The organism is Halomonas sp. 3H (assembly GCF_024206005.1).
GTDB lineage: Bacteria > Pseudomonadota > Gammaproteobacteria > Pseudomonadales > Halomonadaceae > Halomonas > Halomonas campaniensis.
Window position 1 is genome coordinate 1,853,201 of the sequence record NZ_CP100360.1, and the last position, 16,109, is coordinate 1,869,309.

Consider the following 16,109-nt stretch of genomic DNA (forward strand, 5'->3'; position numbering starts at 1 on the left):
CCGCGCCCTTCACCCGCGGTGCTCCGCCGGCCCGGGCGATTCGCTCAGGCGCGTTCGGTGAGCGTGTCGGCCGATGCATCGGCGTTCAATCTCGCCAGCCTGGCCACCATCGCCTCGACCATGTGCGCAGAATGGGTAGCGGCCTGGGTCAGGAACTGCTCGAAGGAGAGGTGGTTGTCGCCGCCGCCGGCGATGTCGGAAAGGGCGCGTATGACCACGAAGGGGCAGCCGTAGAGGTGGCAGGTCTGGGCGATGGCGGCGGCCTCCATCTCGGCGGCGAGCATGGTCGGGAAGCGCGTGCGGGTCTTCGACACCAGGTCGGGGCAGGCCATGAAGACGTCACCGGTGGCGATCAGCCCCTCCACCACGCGAACCTCGCCGAGGGACTCGACGCACTCGCGGGCGATCGTCACCAGGCGCGGGTCGGGCCGATAGGCCGCTGGCATGTCGGGCACCTGGCCGTGCTCGTAGCCGAAGACCACCGCGTCCACGTCGTGGTGGCGTACCTCGCTGGAGACCACGATATCGCCGATCTCCAGCCCTTCGCCGAACCCGCCGGCCGACCCGGTATTGATCACCGCCTCGGGACGGTACATGTCGAGCAGCAGGGTCGTGCCTACGGCAGCGTTCACCTTGCCGATGCCTGACTGCAGGATCACCACCTCGACGCCATGCAGCAGGCCGCTGTGGAAGGTGGAGCCCACGTGGGTGCGGGTCCTGCGCTCGTCCAGCAGGGAAGCCAGGTGCTCGACCTCCTGGGACATGGCGCCGATGATGCCGATGCGCTTCATGCGAAGATTTCCGTCCATTCGTTGCGTTTGGCAAGAAAGCCGCGGGCAACCGCCTTGGCGCCTTCCAGGCTATGGCTGGCCGCCCAGCCGCACTGCATCTCGTTGCAGGCGGGCACCTCATCGGCCACCAGTACGTCCTCGAGGGTCTTTTCGACCAGCTCCAGGACGCCTTCGTAGTCGTCGTGGTTGATCATCGCCCAGTAGAAACCGGTCTGGCAGCCCATCGGGCTGATATCGACCACCTTGTCAGAGTGGTTCCGCGAGAGCTCCGCCATCAGGTGCTCCAGGGAGTGCAGCGCCGGCATCTCCATGTGCTCCCGGTTCGGCTGGCAGATGCGCATGTCGTACTTGTGGATGGTGTCGCCGTTCTCGCCGGTCTTGATATCGGCCAGGCGGATATAGGGTGCCTTCACCTTGGTGTGGTCCAGGTTGAAGCTCTCGACATTCATCGTCCTGTCGCTCATGCATGACCTCGCGAATCGGTGAAGGTGGGGAAGGGCGCGCATTCTAGCGAAAACACCCGGAGACAGCCATTCCGCTGCCCCGCGCAGGACTCGCCTGACCACCCCTGACGCACTCTCGGACCCCCGGAGGGTCACCCGGTTCCCGTTACCGCTCCCCCGCATCGTGCAGGTCAGCGGCCTGCAGCGTGTTTTCGAGCAGGGTCGCCACGGTCATCGGGCCGACGCCACCGGGGACCGGAGTGATCCAGCCGGCCCGCTCGGCGGCGGTCGCGAAGTCCACGTCACCGATCAGGCGACCATCATCCTGACGGTTGATCCCCACGTCGATGACGATGGCCCCCTCCTTGACCCACTCGCCCTTGACCAGTCCGGGCTTGCCGACCGCCACGACCAGCAGCTCGGCGCGGCGGACGTGCTCCTCGAGGTTGCGGGTAAAACGATGGCAGACGGTGGTGGTGCAGCCGGCCAGCATCAGCTCGAGCGCCATGGGGCGGCCGACGATGTTCGAGGCGCCGACCACGGTAGCGTCCAGGCCGCGCACCGCCAGGCCACTCTGCTCCAGCAGGGTCATCACGCCCTTCGGCGTGCAGGGGCGCAGCAGCGGCAGGCGCTGCGCCAGGCGGCCGAGGTTGTAGGGATGAAAGCCGTCGACGTCCTTGTCCGGGCGGATCCGCTCGAGGATCGGGCGTGCATCGAGGTGGGCCGGGAGCGGCAACTGCACCAGAATGCCGTCGACGCGCGGATCGGCGTTGAGCTGATCGACCAGGGACTCCAGCTCGGCCTGGGTGGCATCGGCAGGCAGCGTGTGACGAAAGGACTCGATGCCGGCCTCGACGCAGGCGTTATGCTTGTTGCGCACATAGACGGCAGAAGCGGGATCCTCGCCCACCAGCACCACGGCAAGTCCCGGTGCCCGGCCCCCGTTGTCGCGGCGCGCCTGCACCTGGCGGGCAACCTGCTGGCGGACTTGGGCGGCTATGGACTTGCCATCGATCAGTTGGGCGGTCATCGAGCTTCCTCTGACGGTAGGGTGGGTGGCGCGGGCACGGGACGCGTCCGCGTGGCGACACTGCGGTGGGCAATTTTCGCATGCCGGGGCGCCGAAACAAAGCGCTCGGAGGGCGCCGTGGCGGCCTTCACGCTTGACCCCGGAGGAAAGTCACGTAGAATACGCAGCGCTCGACGAGGCCCCTGCGGTGGCGTCAGGGCCGTCTGATGATCGGCGGAGTGTAGCGCAGCCTGGTAGCGCGCCTGCTTTGGGAGCAGGATGTCGGGGGTTCGAATCCCTCCACTCCGACCACAACCTGTTGATTGAAGTGCGAAAAATTCGATCTAAGGGTTGCGGTCAGGCGACCTGGGACGTAGAATGCGCCCATAGCTCAACCGGATAGAGCAACGGCCTTCTAAGCCGTAGGTTGCAGGTTCGAGTCCTGCTGGGCGCGCCATCTCATCCAGAGGGGCGCCGGTCGGTAGAGCGAATGTCGAAATGGTGGATGTAGCTCAGTGGTAGAGCCCCGGATTGTGGCTCCGGTGGTCGTGGGTTCGATCCCCATCATCCACCCCATTTCGATATCAGTCAGTTGTTCAAGGCAGTGGTGGATGTAGCTCAGTGGTAGAGCCCCGGATTGTGGCTCCGGTGGTCGTGGGTTCGATCCCCATCATCCACCCCACTCCCTTGTGCCTCGACTCTCTTTTCCCCTGTTTCTTTCCCCTTCGTCTCGTGCAGGCTGCCTTCTCGGCGAGTCGCCATTTCCCGTGCCCGCCGTCCGCGATGCGACCCCGGACGGCGTTGCTCCGTCGGCATTCTTCCGGGGCAGGGCTTGTAATGTGGCGCGTCGCCCCCATCTGATGGGCATGGCGCTTGCCAGTGCCGGGCGGGATTCATAAAATCACCCCCTTGATCTTTTCCACGCATTCAACAGAACGCCCCAGTCGGTAGAGGACAATTCATGCAAGTTTCCGTCGATACGACCTCCCAGATCGAACGCCGCATCACCGTCCAGGTGCCGGCCGCCGAAGTCGACGAGGCCGTCGCCGCCCGTCTCAAGGATGCCGCCAAGAACGTTCGCATGGACGGCTTCCGCAAGGGCAGGGTGCCGATGTCGGTGATCCGTCAGCGCTATGGCCATGACGTGCGCAACGAGGTCGTGGGCGAAGTGATGCGCGAGCGCTATGTGCGCGCCATCTCCGAGAACGAGCTGAACCCGGCCGGCTTCCCCCAGATCGAGGCGACCGTCAACGAGTCCGGCAAGGACCTCGAGTTCGTGGCGACCCTCGAGATCTATCCCGAGATCGAGCTCGCTTCCATCGAGGGCACCGAGGTCGAGCGCCCGGTGGTCGAGGTCTCCGAGTCCGACGTCGACGAGATGATCGAGACCCTGCGCAAGCAGAACGCCGACTGGGAAGAGGTCGAGCGTGCCGCCGAGGATGGCGACCAGCTGACCATCGACTTCCAGGGTTTCCTGGGCGACGAGCCCTTCGAGGGCGGCAGTGCCGAAGGCCACAACCTGGTGATCGGCTCCGGCAGCTTCATCCCCGGCTTCGAGGAGCAGCTGGTGGGTGCCAAGGCCGGTGAGGAGAAGGAGATCAAGGTCACCTTCCCCGAGGACTACCAGGCCGAGCACCTGGCGGGCCAGGAAGCGACCTTCAAGGTCACCGTGCACAAGGTCAGCGGTCAGGCCCTGCCCGAGGTGGATGCCGAGTTCGTGAAGAAGTTCGGCGTCGAGGATGGCGACCTGGAGAAGTTCCGCGCCGAGGTCACCCGTAACATGACCCGCGAGGCGAGCCAGGCCGTCGACAACCGCGTCAAGCAGCAGGTGCTGACGGCGCTGCAGAAAGCCAACGAGATCCCCGTCCCCCAGGCGCTGATCCAGCAGGAGACCGACGGCCTGAAGCGCCAGGCGGCCCAGCAGTTCGGCCTGGGCGAGGACTTCGATGTCTCCCAGCTGCCCAACGAGCTGTTCGCCGAGCAGGCCAAGAGCCGTGTCCAGGTCGGCCTGCTGCTGGCCGAGGTGATCAAGTCGAACGAGCTCGATGCCACCGACGACGAGATCCGGGCCAAGGTCGAGGAGTTGGCCGAGCAGTATCAGGAGCCCTCCCAGGTGGTCGAGTACTACATGGGCAACGAGCAGATGAAGACCCAGGTCAAGTCCGCGATCCTCGAGGAGAAGGCCGTCGACAAGCTGCTCGAGCAGGCCAGCGTCAAGGACGTGAACATGACCTACCAGGAGGTCCTGGCGGCTGCGCAGCAGCAGGCCGAGGCCGACGAGGAAGAGAACGCTGAGGAAGAGAGCAAGGCCTGATTGGCCTCTCCCTTCGCCGAGGGTGCGCCGTGAGCCGTGCCCTCGGCGCCCCACGCTTCCATTCATCGGATGCAAGGACATCACACAGATGAGCAACGAGTTCGATATTCAGAACGCCGGCGGCCTGGTGCCGATGGTGGTCGAGCAGAGCGCCCGCGGCGAGCGTGCCTACGACATCTATTCCCGCCTGCTCAAGGAGCGTGTGATCTTCCTGGTGGGGCCGGTGGAAGACTACATGGCCAATCTGGTGGTGGCGCAGCTGCTGTTCCTGGAGTCCGAGAACCCCGACAAGGATGTGCACCTGTACATCAACTCGCCGGGTGGATCGGTCACTGCCGGCATGTCGATCTACGACACCATGCAGTTCATCAAGCCCGACGTCTCCACCGTGTGCATCGGCCAGGCGGCGAGCATGGGCGCCCTGCTGCTGGCCGGTGGGGCGAAGGGCAAGCGCTTCTGCCTGCCCAATTCGCGGATGATGATCCACCAGCCGCTGGGGGGTTACCAGGGCCAGGCTTCGGATATCGAGATCCACACCCGAGAGATCCTCGGCATTCGTGACAAGCTCAATCAGATCCTGGCCCATCACACCGGTCAGGACATCGAGACCATCGCCCGGGATACCGACCGCGACAACTTCATGAACGGCAGCCAGGCCGCCGAGTATGGCCTGATCGATGCCGTGCTGGATAAGCGGCCGACATCCTGATAGCGTGATTCTTATCACGCCCTGACACCGTTCCCGGCGGCCCCGTGCCGCCGTTGTGAGCTCGGCGGTGGGTCATCCGGTCTGATCGGGTGGAGCTATCGCCAACTTGAGAAGAGGTATGCGAATGGCCGACGGCAAAGGCAAGGACGAAGGCGGCAAGCTGCTCTACTGCTCGTTCTGCGGCAAGAACCAGAACGAGGTGCGCAAGCTGATTGCCGGCCCGTCCGTCTATATCTGCGATGAGTGTGTCGACCTCTGCAACGACATCATTCGCGAGGAGGTGCTCGATGCCGATGCCGAGAGCGACGAGGAGCGCCTGCCCGCTCCTCGCGAGATTCGTCACACCCTCGACGACTATGTGATCGGCCAGGACCGCGCCAAGATGGTGCTGTCGGTGGCGGTCTACAACCACTACAAGCGCCTGCGGTCCGAGGTGAAGAACGACGATGTCGAGCTCGGCAAGTCGAACATCCTCTTGATCGGGCCGACCGGCAGCGGCAAGACCCTGCTGGCCGAGACCCTGGCGCGCCTGTTGAATGTTCCGTTCACCATCGCCGACGCGACCACCCTCACCGAGGCGGGCTACGTGGGCGAGGATGTCGAGAACATCATCCAGAAGCTGCTGCAGAAGTGCGACTACGACGTGGAGAAGGCCCAGCGCGGCATCGTCTACATCGACGAGATCGACAAGATCTCGCGCAAGTCGGACAACCCCTCGATCACCCGCGACGTGTCGGGCGAGGGCGTACAGCAGGCGTTGCTGAAGCTGATCGAGGGCACCACCGCCTCGGTGCCGCCCCAGGGCGGCCGCAAGCACCCGCAGCAGGAGTTCCTGCAGGTCGACACCGGCAACATCCTGTTCATCGTCGGCGGGGCTTTCGCCGGCCTGGACAAGGTGATCCGTGACCGCGCCGAGAAGGGTGGCATCGGCTTCAGTGCCGAGGTGAAGAGCAAGGACGAGTCGCGCGGCGTGGGTGAGCTGCTGGCCGACGTGGAGCCCGAGGACCTGGTGAAATTCGGTCTGATCCCCGAGTTCGTTGGGCGTCTGCCGGTCATTGCCACCCTGACCGAGCTCACCGAGGATGCGCTGATCCAGATCCTCACAGAGCCCAAGAACTCCCTGATCAAGCAATACGCCAAGCTGTTCGAGATGGAAGGCGTCGAGCTGGAGTTCCGTGAGGATGCCCTGCGAGCCGTCGCCGGCAAGGCCATGGCCCGCAAGACCGGCGCCCGCGGGCTGCGCTCGATCCTGGAATCGGTGCTGCTCGATACCATGTACGAGATTCCCTCCCTGGAGGGGGTGAGCAAGGTGGTGATCGACGCCTCGGTGATCGCCGGCGAAAGCGAGCCGCTGCTGATCTATTCCCAGCAGCAGGAAGCGGCCCGGGTCGACGGCACCGACGGCTGAGCCAGAGCCCGGGGCAGAGGCCCCGACGCGGGAGCGACTCCCTTGACCATGTGCCGTCCCGGATGGAAGGGCGCATGGCGGTGGAACCGCTCCCGCTTTTTTTTGGGCCTGGCCCGCCTTCGCGCTTCAGGCGCCTTGCAAAGACGCTTTGCTGCCCCCATTTCAACGATATTCATCCGTTTTTGTTGAGGAACGTCTGCGATGCAGCAGAACGCCGAACAGACCCTGAGTCTGCCCCTTTTGCCGCTGCGGGATGTGGTCGTCTACCCGCAGATGGTCATTCCGCTGTTTGTCGGCCGGGAGAAGTCGATCCAGGCCCTCGAGGCGGCCATGAGCGCCGACAAGCGGGTGCTGCTGGTCGCCCAGCGCGAGGCCAGCAAGGATGATCCGGACAGCGAGGACCTGTTTGCCATCGGCACCGTGGCCGAGATCATGCAGCTGCTGAAGCTTCCCGACGGGACCGTCAAGGTGCTGATCGAGGGGGTTTCCCGCGCCGACGTTGGCCAGATCCACCAGGGCGCGGAGTACAGCCGCGCCGATGCCGTGCTGCGCGAGAGCGAGCCGCTCAGCGAGCGCGAGCAGGAGGCCCTGGTACGCGTGCTGCTCAACCAGTTCGAGCAGTACGTCAAGATGTCCAAGAAGGTCCCCAACGAGGTGCTCAACTCGCTGTCGGGCATCGAGGACCCCAGCCGGCTGGTGGACACTATCTGTGCCCACCTGTCGCTGAAGATCGACGACAAGCAGCAGCTGCTGGAGATGGACCGGGTGCGCGATCGTATCGAGCATCTGATGGCGCTGATCGAGTCGGAGATCGACCTGCTCCAGGTGGAGAAGCGCATCCGCTCGCGGGTAAAGGACCAGATGGAGAAGTCCCAGCGCGAGTACTATCTCAACGAGCAGATGAAGGCCATCCAGAAGGAGATGGGCGAGCTCGAGAACGTGCCCAACGAGGCCGAGAAGTACGAGCAGGCCATCGAGGAATCCGGGATGCCCAAAGAGGCTCGCGACAAGGCCACCCAGGAGCTCGGCAAGCTGAAGATGATGTCGCCGAACTCCGCCGAGGCCACGGTGGTGCGCTCCTACCTGGACTGGCTGGTGTCGGTGCCGTGGAAGAAGCGGACCCGGGTCCGGCATGACCTGGTGCATGCCCAGCAGGTCCTCGACGAGGACCACTATGGCCTCGACGAGGTCAAGGCGCGCATCCTCGAGTACCTGGCCGTGCACAAGCGGGTCAAGAAGCTCAAGGGTCCGGTGCTCTGCCTGGTGGGGCCTCCCGGTGTCGGCAAGACCTCGCTGGGACAGTCCATCGCCCGGGCGACCAACCGCAAGTACGTGCGCCTGGCACTGGGCGGCGTGCGCGACGAATCGGAGATCCGTGGCCACCGTCGCACCTATATCGGCTCGCTGCCGGGCAAGATGATCCAGCGCATGGCCAAGGCCGGCGTCAAGAACCCGCTGTTCCTGCTCGACGAGGTCGACAAGATTGGCATGGACCACCGTGGCGATCCGGCCTCGGCGCTGCTCGAGGTGCTGGACCCGGAGCAGAACGATACCTTCAGCGACCACTACCTGGAGCTGGACTACGATCTCTCCGAGACCCTGTTCATCTGCACCGCCAACTCGATGAACATTCCCGGCCCGCTGCTCGACCGGATGGAAGTGATCAGGCTCCCCGGCTATACCGAGGACGAGAAGCTGGCCATTGCCCGGCGCTACCTGGTGCCCAAGCAGCTCAAGGCCAACGGCTTCAAGGAGGAGGAGCTCGAGTTCTCCGACGAGGCGCTGCTTGAGCTGATCCGCTACTACAGCCGCGAGGCGGGGGTGCGGGAGCTGGAGCGCCAGATCGCCAAGGTATGCCGCAAGGTGCTGCGCGAGCGCCTCGAGAAGGAGAGCAAGGAGGGCGCCCAGGCGGCCCAGTTGCTGGCCGCGGCCGATATCGAGCCCTATGCCGGCGTGCGTCGCTACAGCTATGGGCTGGCTGACCAACAGGACCAGGTGGGTCGTGTCACCGGTCTCGCCTGGACGTCGGTGGGGGGCGAGCTGCTCAACATCGAGTCGGTGGTGACCCCGGGCAAGGGGCGCATCAACAAGACCGGTTCGCTGGGCGATGTCATGAAGGAGTCGGTGAGTGCGGCCCATACCGTGGTGCGCGCCCGGGCCCTGTCGCTTGGCATCGATCCTGAGCGCTTCGAGAAGGAGGACCTGCACATCCACGTCCCCGAGGGCGCGACGCCCAAGGACGGCCCCAGCGCGGGTATCGCCATGGTGACCGCGATGGTCTCGGCCTATACTGGTCGCCCGGTGCGCTGCGACGTGGCCATGACCGGCGAGGTCAACCTGCGCGGGGAGGTGATGCCGATCGGCGGGCTGAAGGAGAAATTGCTGGCCGCCCGGCGCGGTGGTATAAAGACCGTGCTGGTGCCCGAGGAAAATCGCCGTGACCTCAAGGAGGTACCGGACAACATCAAGGATGCCCTCGACATCAGGCCGGTACGCTGGATCGATGAGGTGCTGGATGTGGCGCTTGCGAAGAGAGCGGAAGAGCCCAGCGAGGAATCCCGCCCGGACGATACCACCTCCTCACCGTCGATGATCAGCACGCACTAACGATAATTTCTCCACCATGTCGGTGCCAGAAGCCCGGCATGGTGGGGTCTGGCGCCGCAGTTTGCTTGACAGTCCTTTCATCGCATTGCTATAAATTGCGCCATGCTGTGATCGCGTCTGCCGGTTGAAAAGCTGCGCCGATTAGAGCCAAATTCCGAAATAGTCAAGGGGTGAAGTGTGAACAAATCCGAGCTGATCGAAGCCATCGCTGCGTCTGCCGACATTCCCAAGGCAGCCGCTGCCCGTGCCCTGGACGCCATGGTCGACACCGTCACCGATAGCCTGAAGAAAGGCGAGAGCGTGTCGCTGGTGGGCTTCGGTACCTTCGCCGTCAAGGAGCGCGCTGCGCGCACCGGCCGCAACCCGCAGACCGGCCAGCCGATCGAGATCAGCGCTGCCAAGGTGCCGAGCTTCAAGGCCGGCAAGGCGCTCAAGGACTCCGTCAATTGAAGTGACGCGACCCGTTCGCCGATCCGACGCTTGATCTTCTCACAGGCGCATCGCCCCCGGCGGTGCGCCTGTCTTCGTTTGTCGAGCGCCATGGAGGCGGCCACTGCCATCCGCCGGTGGTCGCCAGCAGGCGCGTGACGCGTATAATGTGGCGCGTTCCCGATACCACAATCGCCACTTTCATCTGCCGAGGCCTGCATGCTGCAAAGTATTCGAGACCGCTCCCGGAGCTGGGGCGCCAAGATCATCATCGGGGCCGTGGTCGTCACCATGGCGCTGTTCGGCGTCGAGTCCCTGGTGGGACTGTTCGGCGGCGGTGGTGATGACATTGCCAAGGTGAATGGCGAGCCCATCACCCGCCAGCAGCTGGAGCTCGAGGTCCAGCGCGCGATCCGCAGCGGCCAGGTGCCGCCCGAGCAGGAACGCGCCCTGCGTGCCCAGATGCTCGACCAGCTGATCACCGACCGGCTGCTCACCCAGTATGCCGAGGAGGGCGGCCTGCACCTCTCCGAGGAGCAGCTCGACCAGATCATCGTCTCCCTGCCGGAGTTCCAGGATCAGGATGGCCGCTTCGACAGCGAGCTGTTTCGCAACCGCCTGGCCAGTGCCGGCTACACGCCGGTGGCCTTCCGTGAGGAACTGCGCGTCGACATGAAGCGCCAGCAGCTGCAGCAGGGCCTGGCCTTCAGCGACTTCACCCTGCCCAGCGAGCAGGAGGCCCTGGCCGCCCTGCAGCGCCAGACCCGAAGCTTCCGCCACCATACGCTCGGCGCGGATGACCTCGAGGCGGAGGTCCAGGCATCCGAAGAGGCGCTGCAGCGCTATTACGAGGCCAACGCCGACAGCTACCGTCGCCCCGAGCAGGTCCGCCTCGAATACGTGATCATCGATCGCCAGGCCATGGCCGAGGAGGTCGAGATCGACGAGTCGGCCCTGCGCGACGCCTGGCAGGAGCGGACCCGCGACGCCGATCGTCGTATCTCTCACATCATGCTGACCTTCAACGGCGATCGCAGCCGTGACGAGGCCGTGGCCGAGCTGGAGGCCGTGCGTGCCCGTCTCGATGACGGCGAATCCTTCGCCGAGCTGGCGGCGGAGGTGTCGGATGATGCCGTGTCGGCGGAGCAGGGCGGTGACCTGGGCGTGATCAGCCCGGGCTTCTTCGGCGATGCCTTCGACGATGCCGCCTTCTCCCTGGACGAGGGGCAGGTCTCCGATGTCGTCGAGACGGAGAATGGCCTTCACCTGCTACAGGTCACTGGCCTGGAGCGAGAGCCCTTCGAGGACATGCGTGACGAGCTGCGCCGTGAACTGGCCGTGTCTCGTGTGAGCAGTGAGTTCAACGAGCGCGTCCAGCGACTGATCGACGAGAGTTTCGCCGCCGACGACCTGCAGAGCGTGGCCGATGACATTGGTCTGGAGCTGCAGACCAGTGACTGGGTCTCCCGTGATGGAGCCGACGGGGTACTCTCGGAGCCGGGCGTCATGTCGCAAGCCTTCAGTGCCGACGTGATGGAGGAGGGCTTCAACAGCGAGGTGATCGAGCTCGACAACGATCGACGCATGGTGCTGCGTGTCGCCGACCATCGTGACGCCACGACCCTGCCTCTCGAGGAGGTGCGGGAGCGCGTCGAGGCCAGCGTCGAGGCCTCCCTGCGCCGGGATGCCCTGGTGGCGCTGGCGGCCGAGCGCGTCGAGGCGCTGCGTGCCGGCGAGTCGCTCGACATCGAGTGGCAGCAGGCCGAGGGCGTGGCTCGCCAGCAATCCCGGGGGCTGTCCAACGCCCTGGTGGAGGCGGCGTTCCGCCTGCCGGCACCCGAGGGGGATGCCCCGGTCTATGGCCACGCGGTCGACGGTGACGAAGTGGTGCTGATCGCCCTGGAGCGCGTCGAGGAGGGCGAGATCGACGCCCAGGTGGAGCAGTTCGTCGCCAGCATGGCCGAGCGGCTGCGTGCCCAGGCCGCCATCCAGGGGCTGCTGGACGACCTGCGCGACAAGGCTGATATCCAGCAGTAACACCTGCATCCAGCCGCAAGCCACGAGGAGCAAGCGACAAGGAACCCCCTTGGCTTGCTCCTTTTTCGTTGCTGGGCTTTTTTCTTGAGCCCTCGAGCCGTGTGTTATAATGTAACACTTTCTTGCTGCCTGAGGAGTGCCCCATGCCTGCCCCCCTGGCCAATGTCCCCGTCCATCTGATCACCGGCTTCCTGGGCAGTGGGAAGAGCACCCTGATCCATCGCCTGATCGAACAGAAGCCCGAGGGTGAGCGTTGGGCGGTGGTGATCAACGAGTTCGGCCAGGTGGGGATCGACCAGGCGATGTTTGCCGAGCGCGAGGACCTGGTGGTCAAGGGGCTGCCGGGAGGCTGTCTCTGCTGTCAGCTGGCCTTCGTGATGCAGGCGACCCTGGTCAACCTGTTGCATCGCCATCGACCGGACCGGCTGATCATCGAACCCTCTGGGCTGGGCCATCCCGCTGGGCTGCTCGAGGTGCTGCGCGGTGAGGCCTTTGCCGGGGTGCTGTCGCTGCAGGAGGTTGTTGCGGTGCTCGACCCGAGGCGGCTGGACGACCCGCGCGTGCGCGAGCACGAGACCTTCCGCGATCAGCTGACCCTGGCCGATGGCGTGGCGCTGACCATGACCGACCTGGCCACGCCCTCGCAGCGGGCGACGGCGCGGGCGTGGCTCGGTGAGCTATGGCCTGCCAAGCGCTGGGTGGCGGAGGCGCCCCATGGGGCGCTGCCGCTGGCGCGGCTGATGGCATCTGGCGAGAGGCTTCCCCCGGGCGGGGTCGCGGGTGACAGCACTGCCCACCGGCAGCTGCGCCAGGCGGCGGCCGGCAGCGTGGTGCTGGACGACTTCGCCGTGGTGGCGCCACAGCCGGGCCGGCCCGTCCGGGAGCAGGGGGAGGCGCTCGGCCATGCCACCCTGGGGTGGCGCTGGCACCCGAACGATACCTTCGATCTGGATCGGCTGACCCTGGTGCTGGGCGAGCTGCCCGCCGGGCTGCGGGTCAAGGGCGCGTTGCATACTGACGCCGGCTGGAAGCTCTATAACCGCGCCGCAGGCGCTGTCAGCCTGACCGACAGCGCCTGGCGCCGCGACTCGCGGCTGGAGCTGATCGGCGAGGCAGGGCGGCTCCCGGATGCCAACGCCCTGGAGGCGTCGCTGGAGGCCTGCCGGACGACCCCATCCTCAACCGCCTAGCGGAAAATCCTGCAGTCGAGGCTCGCCATGGTCGTCGATGACGATCTCCCAGCCTCGCCCCGGCTGCCAGTCGCCCAGTACATAGCGCCTGGCGGGGACGTCTCCGACGGTCAGTTCATGCACCGCGGGGCGATGGGTGTGGCCGTGAATGAGGGTCGTCACGCCGTGCTCGGCCATCACCTTCACCACTTCGTCCGGGGTCACGTCCATGATGTCCTCGGCCTTGTTGGAGTTGGCCTCCCCGGACTGTTCGCGCAGCTGCCTGGCCAGGGCGATGCGCTGATCGATCGGCATCGACAGCACCTGCTCCTGCCAGAGCGGGTGGCGGGCCTGGGCGCGGAAGGCCTGGTAGGCCTCGTCGCGGGTGCAGAGGCTGTCGCCATGCATCAGCAGGACGGGCCTGCCGTCGATTTCGACGAGGCTGGGGTCGGGCAGCAGGGTGGCGCCGGCCTGCTCGGCGAAGCGCTCCCCCAGCAGGAAGTCGCGGTTGCCGTGCATCAGGTAGAGGGCGGTGCCATCGTCTGCCAGGCGCTTCAGCGCCAGGGCGATACGCTCGGCCAGGTCGGCGTTGCCGGTGGGGTCGTGGCCCGACAGGTCGAGCAGGTCATCGCCGATCCACGCCTCGAAGAAGTCGCCGAGGATGTAGAGGGCGTCGCTGCCGCAGGCACGCTCTTCGAGCCAGCGCAGGAACCCTTCGGTGATCTCGGGGGCGCCGGGGTGCAGGTGCAGGTCGGAAATCAGCAGGGTCGTCATGGTCGGCTCTTGTGCTCTGGCAGGCATCGACGGAAGGAAAGGCAACACGCCCGCGCAGGCGGGCGTGGGGCGGGTAGCCGCGGGACTCAGGCCTCCTTGACGTAGGCCTTCTGGATCACCACGTCCTCGGCCGGCACGTCGGCATGCATGCCGCGCCGGGTGGTAGCCACGGCCTTGATCTTCTCGACCACCTCCATGCCCTCGGCCACGCGGCCGAACACGCAGTAGCCCCAGCCCTGGATGGACTTGCCGCTGTGGTTCAGGAAGTCGTTGTCCGACACGTTGATGAAGAACTGTGCCGTGGCGGAATGCGGGTCCTGGGTGCGGGCCATGGCCAGGGTGCCAGTGGCGTTGGTCAGGCCGTTGTCGGCCTCGTTCTCGATCGGGTCGCGAGTGGGCTTCTGGTTGAACTCCAGATCGAAGCCGCCGCCCTGCACCATGAAGCCGTCGATCACGCGGTGAAAGAGGGTGTTGTCGTAGAAGCCGTCGCGCACGTACTGCTCGAAGTTGGCGGCGGTCTTCGGGGCCTTCTCGTGGTCGAGCTCGACGGTGATGTCACCGAAGTTGGTCTGCAGAACGATCATCGATAAGTTCCTGTGCGGTAAAGGGGCCTTGCCTTGGCGTTGCCCATGGACGTGGCGCTATAATACCGGTTTTGCCTCGAGGCGCGAAGTGAGCGCCCGCACCTTCAATCCAGAGGTCGATTCTTCCACTATGTCCACCGACACCACCAGCGCGCCGAATTTCATTCGCAACCAGATTCGCGACGAGCGCGAGGCCGGTCGCACCGGCAAGATCGTGACCCGCTTCCCGCCGGAGCCCAACGGCTTCCTGCACATCGGGCATGCCAAGTCGATCTGTCTGAACTTCGGGCTGGCCGAGCAGTTCGGTGGCGACTGTCACCTGCGCTTCGACGACACCAACCCGGCCAAGGAAGAGCAGGCCTACATCGATGCCATCAAGGAGGACGTCAGCTGGCTGGGGTTCGAGTGGGCCGGGCCGGTGCGTTTCGCCTCCGACTACTTCGACCAGCTCTACGCCTGGGCCCAGCACCTGGTCCGCGAGGACAAGGCCTACGTGGATGACCTCTCGCCCGACGAGATCCGCGAATATCGTGGCACCCTGACCGAGCCGGGCCGTCCGAGCCCCTATCGCGAGCGCAGCGTGGAGGAGAATCTCGACCTGCTGGAGCGCATGCGCACCGGCGAGTTCGCCGAGGGGGAGAAGGTGCTGCGGGCCAAGATCGACATGGCCTCGCCCAACATCAACCTGCGCGACCCGATCCTCTACCGGATCCGCCACGCCCACCATCACCAGACCGGCGACAAGTGGAAGATCTACCCCTCCTACGACTTCACCCACGGGCAGTCCGATGCCATCGAGGGGATCACCCACTCCATCTGCACCCTGGAGTTCGAGGACCATCGGCCGCTCTACGAGTGGTTCCTGGACAACCTGCCGGTGCCGGCCAGGCCGCGCCAGATCGAGTTCGCGCGGCTGAACATGAACTACACCCTGACCTCCAAGCGCAAGCTCAAGCTGCTGGTGGACCAGGGCATCGTCGATGGCTGGGACGACCCGCGCCTGCCGACCATCTCCGGCATGCGGCGCCGGGGCTATACCCCGGCGTCGATCCGCAAGTTCTGCGAGATGATCGGGGTGACCCGCGCCGACGGCGGCCTGGTGGATATCGCCATGCTCTACCACGCCATTCGCGCGGACCTCGAGGACAACGCGCCGCGGGCCATGGCCGTGCTCAAGCCCCTCAAGGTGGTCCTGACCAACGTGCCGGAAGGCCATGAGGAGACCTATGAGGTCCCCGGCCACCCGGCGCGGGACGACCTGGGCGTGCGCCAGGTGCCGTTCAGCCGGGAGATCGTCATCGACCGCGACGACTTCATGGAGGAGCCGCCCAAGAAGTTCTTCCGTCTGGCCCCCGGCAAGGAGGTGCGCCTGCGCAACAGCTACGTGATCCGCTGCAACGAGGTCATCAAGGACGACGCCGGCGAGATCACCGAACTGCACTGCTCGGTGGACTTCGACACCCTGGGCAGGAACCCGGAGGGGCGCAAGGTCAAGGGCGTGATCCACTGGGTCAGCGCCGCCCACGGCGTGCCCATGGAGGTGCGGCTCTATGACAACCTCTTCCTCGAGGAGCAGCCGGACAGGGACAAGGACGCCGACTTCCTGGAGCATCTGAACCCTGAGTCGCTGGTGGTCTGCCAGGCGATCGGCGAGCCGAGCCTGGCCCAGGCCGCTCCGGAGAGCCGCTTCCAGTTCGAGCGGGTGGGCTACTTCTGCGCCGACCGTCACGCCAGCCGCGAGGGGCACCTGGTGTTCAACCGCACCGTGGGCCTCAAGGACAGCTGGGCCAAGGCCCTGAAAAAAGACGCGCAGAACAAGGGGTGATCGTGAGCAA

Annotated in this window: 13 protein-coding genes and 4 tRNA genes; 12 read left to right on the forward strand and 5 right to left on the reverse strand. The window is 65.6% G+C overall.

The window, feature by feature from the left end; translation table 11 throughout:
* Nucleotides 1-44: 44 nt before the first annotated feature.
* From mtnN to folD, 3 genes are all read right to left on the reverse strand, one after another.
* Entirely contained in the window at nt 45-791 is a 747-nt protein-coding gene (gene mtnN, locus NFC98_RS08575; protein ID WP_254277665.1) for a 5'-methylthioadenosine/S-adenosylhomocysteine nucleosidase, read from the reverse strand.
* Nucleotides 788-1,255: an S-ribosylhomocysteine lyase gene (locus tag NFC98_RS08580; protein ID WP_254277666.1), complete on the reverse strand. Its 468-nt coding sequence runs from the start codon at nt 1,253-1,255 to the stop codon at nt 788-790. The genes mtnN and NFC98_RS08580 overlap by 4 nt, the downstream gene beginning before the upstream one ends.
* A gap of 145 nt (nt 1,256-1,400) precedes the next feature.
* The gene (gene folD, locus NFC98_RS08585; protein ID WP_254277667.1) at nt 1,401-2,264 is read right to left on the reverse strand and encodes a bifunctional methylenetetrahydrofolate dehydrogenase/methenyltetrahydrofolate cyclohydrolase FolD; all 864 of its coding nucleotides are present in this window, start codon (nt 2,262-2,264) and stop codon (nt 1,401-1,403) included.
* Between the two features lie 214 nt (nt 2,265-2,478).
* Between folD and NFC98_RS08590 the strand changes: the two genes are divergently transcribed.
* The 11 genes from NFC98_RS08590 (at nt 2,479) to NFC98_RS08640 (ending at nt 12,937) form a co-directional block, all read left to right on the forward strand.
* A tRNA-Pro gene (locus NFC98_RS08590) sits at nt 2,479-2,555 on the forward strand.
* Nucleotides 2,556-2,623: 68 nt separating this feature from the next.
* Nucleotides 2,624-2,700: transfer RNA gene (locus tag NFC98_RS08595), tRNA-Arg, on the forward strand.
* Nucleotides 2,701-2,744: 44 nt separating this feature from the next.
* A tRNA-His gene (locus NFC98_RS08600) sits at nt 2,745-2,819 on the forward strand.
* Nucleotides 2,820-2,850: 31 nt separating this feature from the next.
* Nucleotides 2,851-2,925 (forward strand) — tRNA-His (locus NFC98_RS08605).
* A gap of 279 nt (nt 2,926-3,204) precedes the next feature.
* Entirely contained in the window at nt 3,205-4,557 is a 1,353-nt protein-coding gene (tig, locus tag NFC98_RS08610) for a trigger factor (RefSeq protein WP_254277668.1), read from the forward strand.
* Between the two features lie 88 nt (nt 4,558-4,645).
* A complete protein-coding gene (gene clpP / locus NFC98_RS08615) occupies nt 4,646-5,266 on the forward strand; it encodes an ATP-dependent Clp endopeptidase proteolytic subunit ClpP (protein WP_254277669.1) in 621 nt (206 codons plus the stop codon).
* A gap of 124 nt (nt 5,267-5,390) precedes the next feature.
* A complete protein-coding gene (clpX, locus tag NFC98_RS08620) occupies nt 5,391-6,674 on the forward strand; it encodes an ATP-dependent Clp protease ATP-binding subunit ClpX (protein WP_254277670.1) in 1,284 nt (427 codons plus the stop codon).
* Between the two features lie 201 nt (nt 6,675-6,875).
* Nucleotides 6,876-9,281, forward strand: coding sequence for an endopeptidase La (gene lon / locus NFC98_RS08625; RefSeq protein WP_254277671.1), 2,406 nt, complete (start codon nt 6,876-6,878; stop codon nt 9,279-9,281).
* A gap of 177 nt (nt 9,282-9,458) precedes the next feature.
* Nucleotides 9,459-9,731 (forward strand): HU family DNA-binding protein, encoded by a 273-nt coding sequence (locus NFC98_RS08630; RefSeq protein WP_183331060.1) that lies wholly within the window; start codon nt 9,459-9,461, stop codon nt 9,729-9,731.
* Nucleotides 9,732-9,929: 198 nt separating this feature from the next.
* A complete protein-coding gene (locus tag NFC98_RS08635; protein ID WP_254277672.1) occupies nt 9,930-11,747 on the forward strand; it encodes a SurA N-terminal domain-containing protein in 1,818 nt (605 codons plus the stop codon).
* A 143-nt stretch (nt 11,748-11,890) separates the two neighbouring features.
* Nucleotides 11,891-12,937 (forward strand): GTP-binding protein, encoded by a 1,047-nt coding sequence (locus NFC98_RS08640; RefSeq protein WP_254277673.1) that lies wholly within the window; start codon nt 11,891-11,893, stop codon nt 12,935-12,937.
* On the opposite strand, the gene NFC98_RS08645 is transcribed toward NFC98_RS08640, so the two are convergent.
* On the reverse strand, nt 12,926-13,690 hold the full coding sequence (locus NFC98_RS08645; protein WP_254277674.1) for a UDP-2,3-diacylglucosamine diphosphatase: 765 nt from the start codon (nt 13,688-13,690) through the stop codon (nt 12,926-12,928). The genes NFC98_RS08640 and NFC98_RS08645 overlap by 12 nt on opposite strands.
* 86 nt (nt 13,691-13,776) lie before the next feature.
* Entirely contained in the window at nt 13,777-14,274 is a 498-nt protein-coding gene (locus NFC98_RS08650) for a peptidylprolyl isomerase (protein ID WP_254277675.1), read from the reverse strand.
* A 130-nt stretch (nt 14,275-14,404) separates the two neighbouring features.
* Between NFC98_RS08650 and NFC98_RS08655 the strand changes: the two genes are divergently transcribed.
* Nucleotides 14,405-16,099, forward strand: a complete 1,695-nt coding sequence (locus NFC98_RS08655) for a glutamine--tRNA ligase/YqeY domain fusion protein (protein WP_254277676.1) — start codon at nt 14,405-14,407, stop codon at nt 16,097-16,099.
* Nucleotides 16,100-16,109 lie beyond the last annotated feature (10 nt).